The following is a 6,192-nucleotide window of genomic DNA, read 5'->3' on the forward strand; positions in this document are numbered from 1 at the left end:
CAATAGTGCACCTGCGGTCTGGTCCTGCGGACCATCCCGGAATGACGATGTCTGAAGCATTCCTGCTTGGCTTCAGTCGTTGGGGCGACTACAAACTCGCGAAACGTTGACATGCAACGTTATCGGTGAATGTCAACAAATTGAAGTGGATACGCAGATGGCTGACGCGCGGCGCGCACCCCTGAAGGACCAGACTGACATCACAGGCGCACGCGTGCTGATCGTCGAGGCACGGTTTTATGACGACATCCAGGATGCGCTGCTGGAAGGTGCGCTGGCCGAGCTGAAAATCGCCGGCGCCAGCCACGACGTGCTCACGGTGCCGGGCGCGCTGGAGATTCCGGCCGCGATCGCGATCGCGATCGATGCCGCGGCAGCGAACGGCAAGCCCTATGACGCCGCGATTGCGCTCGGCTGCGTGGTGCGCGGCGACACCATCCATTTCGAGATCGTCTCGCAGGAATCCTCGCGCGGTTTGATGGATCTGGCCGTGAGCCGGAAATTCCCGCTCGGCAACGGCATCCTCACCGTCAACAACGAGGCGCAGGCCTGGGCGCGGGCGCGCGCCAGCGAGCTGAACAAGGGCGGCGACGCGGCGCGCGCGGCGATCGCGATGCTGCGGATCAAACGCCGCCTGGCAAAGGCCTGACCATGGCTGACATCAAGAAGCCTGCGAAAACCCCCGACCGCAAAGCCAACCGGCGCGGCGCGGCACGGCTCGCCGCCGTGCAGGCGCTCTACCAGATGGATATCGGCGGCGCCGGCATCAACGACATCTTCGCCGAGTTCGAGAGCCACTGGCTCGGCAACGAGGTCGAGGGCGAGAAATATCTGCCGGCCGAAGCCGCGTTCTTCCGTGACGTGGTCTCCGGCGTGGTGCGCGACCAGGCCAAGCTCGATCCCTTGATCGACGAGGCGCTGTCGAAGGGTTGGCCGCTGAAGCGGATCGATGCGATCCTGCGCGCGGTGCTTCGCGCCGGTTCCTACGAACTCGAGCATCGCAAGGACGTGCCGGGCCGCGTGGTGGTTTCCGAATATGTCGACGTCGCGCATGCCTTTGTCGAAAAGGACGAGACCGGCATGGTCAACGCCGTGCTCGATCAGATCGCCCGCCAGTTCCGCGGCGACGAGTTTGTGCGGAGCTGAGCGGAGACATATGTTGGCTTGACCGTCACCCTGAGGAGGCCGCGTAGCGGCCGTCTCGAAGGGCGATGGCCCGGCTGGGGCCGTGCATCCTTCGAGGCTCGCTCCGCTCGCACCTCAGGATGACGGGTCTCGTATCGTGTCGCAGAGCGATAAACACACCTCCGGCGAAGATTCCCTGATCGCCCGCTATTTCAAGCCGCTGGCGACCGATCCGGGCGCGTTCGGTCTCGACGACGATGCCGCCGCGCTGAGGGCGGCCGGCGAGGACATCGTGGTCACCACGGATGCCATCGTCGAGGGTGTGCACTTCCTTCCCGAAGACCCGCCCGACACGCTGGCGCGCAAGGCGCTGCGGGTGAACCTGTCCGATATCGCGGCCAAGGGGGCAGCGCCGGCCGGCTTCGTGCTGACGCTGGCGCTGCGCAAGGTCGATGAAACCTGGCTGAAGCCGTTCGCCCGGGCGCTCGGCGAGGATGCCAGCCATTTCGGTTGCCCGCTGCTCGGCGGCGACACGGTCTCGACGCCGGGGCCGGTGATGATCTCGATCACCGCGTTCGGCCGGCTGCCGCAGGGCAAGATGGTGCATCGCGCAGGGGCAAAGGCGGGTGACCGCGTGTTCGTCACCGGCACGATCGGCGATGCCGCGCTCGGTCTCGATGTGCTCCGGGGCGGTCCGGTCGCGGCTGATCTGGCAGAGGATGCGGTCGGCCGCGATTTCCTTGCCGCCCGCTACCGTGTTCCGCAGCCGCGCAACGCACTTGCCAACGCCGTCCGCGCCCACGCCAGCGCGGCGATGGACGTGTCCGACGGTCTCGCCGGCGATCTGGCCAAGCTTTGCGCAGCCAGCGGTGTGACGGCCGTGATCAACGTGCCGAGCATTCCATTGTCGCCTGCGGCCGCTGGGCTGCTTGCGCGCAAGGCGATCGGGTTCGAGACCTTGGTGGCCGGCGGCGATGACTACGAGCTCTTGTGCGCGGTCCCGGGCGATCGCACGGACGCCTTTGTGCGCGAGGCACGGCAGGCCAAGGTCGCCGTCACCGCGATCGGTGGCCTCATTGCAGGCCAGTCACCGCCAAGCTTCCTCGACGGACAGGGTAGGGAACTGGCGCTGAAGCGGCTGTCCTACAGCCATTTCTAGAACGTCCGGCCGAAACGCGCCGACTTTCCTTCTAAATTGCTGCCGATATCGGCGTTTTCGGCTGTAGGTGGCGTTGCACAGCGGTAACGATTTTGGCAAGGTCGCGCCCGATTTGAGGCAATCCGTTTTTGGGGAGGATTGTCCTCGCAAAATAAGCGCCTGCCGCCCCCTAGCGGCACAAAGAAGGCGCGGGGGTTACATCAAGGATCTGAGGCAACATTCAATGACAGCTTTATGGTTGATTGTGCTCTGCGGGGCGCTTTCCATCGTCTACGCGATCTGGGCGACGCAGTCGGTCTTGAACGCGGATGCGGGCAATGCCCGCATGCAGGAAATCGCGGGCGCGGTGCGCGAGGGCGCACAAGCCTATCTGCGGCGGCAATACACCACGATCGGCATGGTCGGTATCGTGATCTTCGTGGTGCTGGCCTACTTCCTCGGCCTTCTGGTGGCGATCGGCTTTGCGATCGGCGCCATCCTGTCGGGTGCGGCCGGCTTCATCGGCATGAACGTCTCGGTGCGCGCCAACGTCCGCACCGCGCAGGCGGCGACCACCTCGCTGGCCGGCGGCCTCGAGCTCGCCTTCAAGGCGGGTGCGATCACCGGCATGCTGGTTGCCGGTCTCGCACTGCTCGGCGTCACCATCTACTTCATGGTGCTGGTCAAGTTCATGGGGCTGGAAGCCGGTAGCCGCACCGTGGTCGACGCCATGGTGGCGCTCGGCTTCGGCGCGTCGCTGATCTCGATCTTTGCCCGTCTCGGCGGCGGCATCTTCACCAAGGGTGCAGACGTCGGCGGCGACCTCGTCGGCAAGGTCGAGGCCGGCATCCCCGAGGACGATCCGCGCAACCCGGCCACCATCGCCGACAACGTGGGCGACAATGTCGGCGACTGCGCCGGCATGGCGGCGGACCTGTTCGAGACCTATGCGGTGACCGCGGTCGCCACCATGGTGCTCGCGGCGATCTTCTTCGCCAAGACGCCGATCCTGGTGAACATGATGACGCTGCCGCTCGCGATCGGCGGCATCTGCATCATCACCTCGATCATCGGCACCTTCTTCGTCAAGCTCGGCGCCAGCCAGTCGATCATGGGTGCCCTGTACAAGGGCCTGATCGCCACCGGCATCCTGTCGCTGGTCGGCGTCGCGGCCGTGATCAACTGGCTGATCGGCTTCGGCAAGCTCGATGGCGTCGACTACACCGGCATGGCGCTGTTCGAGTGCGGCGTGGTCGGCCTCGTCGTCACCGGCCTGATCATCTGGATCACCGAGTATTACACCGGCACCGACTATCGCCCGGTCAAGTCGATTGCGGCGGCCTCGGTCACCGGTCACGGCACCAACGTGATCCAGGGCCTGGCGATCTCGATGGAGGCGACCGCGCTGCCCGCGCTCGTCATCATCGCCGGGATCCTGGTCACCTACAGCCTGGCCGGCCTGTTCGGCATCGCGATCGCGACCGCCACCATGCTGGCGCTGGCCGGCATGATCGTCGCGCTCGACGCCTTCGGCCCGGTCACCGACAACGCTGGCGGCATCGCCGAGATGGCGGGTCTGCCCAAGGAAGTGCGCAAGTCGACCGACGCGCTCGATGCGGTCGGCAACACCACCAAGGCAGTGACCAAGGGCTACGCGATCGGCTCCGCCGGTCTCGGTGCGCTGGTGCTGTTTGCGGCCTACAATCAGGACCTCAAATTCTTCATCGCAGACTCCGCCAACCACCTCTACTTCAAGGGGGTCAATCCCGACTTCTCGCTCAACAACCCCTACGTCGTGGTGGGCCTGCTGTTCGGCGGCCTGCTGCCGTATCTGTTCGGCGCGATGGGCATGACGGCGGTGGGACGTGCCGCCAGCGCAATCGTTGAAGAGGTGCGCCGTCAGTTCCGCGAGAAGCCCGGCATAATGCAGGGCACCGACAAGCCGGACTACGGCAAGGCGGTCGACCTGCTGACCAAGGCGGCGATCAAGGAGATGATCATCCCGTCCCTGCTGCCGGTGCTGTCGCCGATCTTCGTCTACTTCGTGATCTATGCGATCGCGGGCGGCGGCGCGGCCGGCAAGTCGGCGGCGTTCTCCGCGGTCGGCGCCATGCTGCTCGGCGTCATCGTCACCGGCCTGTTCGTCGCGATCTCGATGACCTCGGGCGGCGGCGCCTGGGACAACGCCAAGAAATACATCGAGGACGGCCACTACGGCGGAAAGGGCTCTGACGCCCACAAGTCCGCGGTGACCGGCGACACCGTGGGCGATCCCTACAAGGATACGGCCGGCCCGGCGGTCAACCCGATGATCAAGATCACCAACATCGTGGCGTTGCTGCTGCTGGCGATTTTGGCGCACTGAGCGGCGCGATCTGACCAAGCGAAACCCCCGCGGAAAGACCGCGGGGGTTCTGCTTTTGGGGGGCACGAGACGTCGCAGCGTCATTGCGAGCGGAGCGAAGCAATCCATCCCTCCACAGCGGAGAAGTGGATTGCTTCGTCGCTATCGCTCCTCGCAATGACGGTGGACGTGCCGTCCGCCAACGATATCCGCCGAGAACCAGACGCAAACAACACGGAGATCAATCGATGTCGCTCTCATCCGCACGGAACTATGCGCTCCGCGCCTCCAAGTCGCAGGATCAAAAGGAGGCCATCGAGCTGCTGTCGAAGGCGATCCTGGAACTGGCGATGTCGATCGAAGCAACCGACGCCAAGGTCAAGAAGATCAACAAGTCGTCCTAGTGACAGAGGCTGTCACTTGACCTCCATCTGGAGCCCTTCCTTCTCGATGATGGCGGCAAACTTCGTCGTCTCCGCCTCGACGAAATCGGAGAATTGCTGCGGCGTGCCGTAGTCGGCGCGCGCGCCCATGCCGCTGATGTTCTTCCTGACGTCGTCGCGCGCCAGCATCGTCTTGATCTGACGGTTCAGCTCGTCGACGACAGGCGCGGGCGCCGTCTTCGGCAGGAACACGCCGAACCAGGACGCGACGTCGAACTTGGCGAGCTCCGGCGCGCCTTCGCGCATGACCGGCAGATTGGGCGCGGACTCGCTGCGCTCGGGCGTGGTGACGCAGAGCCCGTTCAGCTTGCCGTCCAGCACCTGCGGCAGCGAGGGATAGAGGTTGTCGAACAGGATCTGGATGTCGCCGGCGAGCGCCGCCTGCAATGCGGGGCCGGCACCGCGGAACGGGACATGGGTCATCTTCAGCCCGGTGAGTTGCAGGAACCAGGCGCCGGTGAGGTGAGGGCTCTGTCCGGTGCCGGATGAGCCATAGGTGAGCTTGTCGGGGTTCTTCTTCAAATAGGCGATCAGTTCGGGGATCGACTTGATGCCGGTCGATGGATGCGCCGAGACGATGTTCGGGATCCGGATCATGTTGGAGACCGCCTGCAACTGGTCGGCCTTGTAGGTCAGGTTGCGGAAGATGCTGTAGGCGATCGCGTTGGGGCCGGGATTGCCGATCAGGATGGTGTGGCCGTCGCCCTTGCTGCGCGCGACCTCTGAAGTGCCGATGGTGCCGCCGGCGCCGGAGCGATTCTCCACCACCACCGACTGGCCCCAGAGCGGCTGCAAATGCGCGGCCAGCAAACGCCCCATCACGTCAGTCGATCCGCCGGCCGCGGCCGGCACGATGATCCGAACCGTCTCGGTCGGCCGCCAGTCACCGGCGCCGAGACTGGCACGCGGCAGCATCGATGCAGCCGACAATGCCGCCGCGCCCGACAATACCGTACGACGGGAAAATCTCTTGGCTCTCACGCGCTTGCCCCCTGCCCAGACTCTCTTGTTTGTGAGCAAGCGTAGGGGACCGCTTGCCCGTCGGGCAAGCGCGGCAACTTGGCGCAGCTTGGGTTCTAGACTCTGGTTTGACGCGTTGTCTTCACGCGAACCGGAATCCGCTTCGTTCGAAAACGCTCTAG

General features: G+C 65.0%; 6 protein-coding genes. 5 read left to right on the plus strand and 1 reads right to left on the minus strand.

Annotated elements, in window-relative coordinates; translation table 11 throughout:
• The first annotated feature begins 157 nt into the window (after positions 1-157).
• From ribH to H8A95_RS25890, 5 genes are all read left to right on the plus strand, one after another.
• Complete coding sequence (ribH, locus tag H8A95_RS25870; RefSeq protein WP_163162024.1) at positions 158-649, plus strand: 6,7-dimethyl-8-ribityllumazine synthase; 492 nt, start codon at positions 158-160, stop codon at positions 647-649.
• Positions 650-651: 2 nt separating this feature from the next.
• Positions 652-1,146 carry a transcription antitermination factor NusB gene (gene nusB, locus H8A95_RS25875; RefSeq protein ID WP_229185729.1) on the plus strand — a complete coding sequence of 165 codons (495 nt, stop codon included), beginning with the start codon at positions 652-654 and terminating at the stop codon, positions 1,144-1,146.
• 136 nt (positions 1,147-1,282) lie between these two features.
• Positions 1,283-2,284, plus strand: coding sequence for a thiamine-phosphate kinase (gene thiL, locus H8A95_RS25880; protein WP_229185731.1), 1,002 nt, complete (start codon positions 1,283-1,285; stop codon positions 2,282-2,284).
• A 223-nt stretch (positions 2,285-2,507) separates the two neighbouring features.
• Positions 2,508-4,628, plus strand: coding sequence for a sodium-translocating pyrophosphatase (locus tag H8A95_RS25885; protein ID WP_229185733.1), 2,121 nt, complete (start codon positions 2,508-2,510; stop codon positions 4,626-4,628).
• A 227-nt stretch (positions 4,629-4,855) separates the two neighbouring features.
• On the plus strand, positions 4,856-5,011 hold the full coding sequence (locus H8A95_RS25890) for a hypothetical protein (RefSeq protein WP_016844991.1): 156 nt from the start codon (positions 4,856-4,858) through the stop codon (positions 5,009-5,011).
• A gap of 12 nt (positions 5,012-5,023) precedes the next feature.
• Here the strand turns inward: H8A95_RS25890 and H8A95_RS25895 are convergent, their stop codons facing one another.
• The gene (locus tag H8A95_RS25895) at positions 5,024-5,965 is read right to left on the minus strand and encodes a Bug family tripartite tricarboxylate transporter substrate binding protein (RefSeq protein WP_229185737.1); all 942 of its coding nucleotides are present in this window, start codon (positions 5,963-5,965) and stop codon (positions 5,024-5,026) included.
• Between the last annotated feature and the right edge of the window lie 227 nt (positions 5,966-6,192).

This window comes from Bradyrhizobium oropedii, assembly GCF_020889685.1.
Lineage (GTDB): Bacteria > Pseudomonadota > Alphaproteobacteria > Rhizobiales > Xanthobacteraceae > Bradyrhizobium > Bradyrhizobium oropedii.